At 58.6% G+C, this 268-nt stretch carries 1 protein-coding gene; it reads left to right on the forward strand.

The window, feature by feature from the left end:
* The coding region (locus tag G9F48_RS19425; protein ID WP_165409987.1) for an SDR family NAD(P)-dependent oxidoreductase at positions 1 to 268 on the forward strand (268 nt) is incomplete at both ends.

Raw genomic sequence — 268 nt, forward strand, 5'->3', positions numbered from 1 at the left:
GGAGGGCGGAAGCGCTAGATGAAGAGCGCTCCGCCCGCTTACGGCGCTTGGAAGCGACGGGTGCCCGCGTACTGTATCAACCGGTTGATGTGACAGACAGGGCGGCGGTCATCGCCCTCATCCGCGGCATACAGGAGGAGCACGGAACACTCGACGGGATCATTCACGGCGCAGGCGTGATCGCCGACAATTACATTCTGAACCAGACAGAAAACGAACGGAAGACCGTCATGGCGCCGAAAGTGAAAGGGCTTATCAATCTTGATGA

The sequence above is a fragment of the Bacillus sp. EKM420B genome (assembly GCF_011065565.1).
GTDB lineage: Bacteria > Bacillota > Bacilli > Bacillales > Bacillaceae > Bacillus > Bacillus velezensis.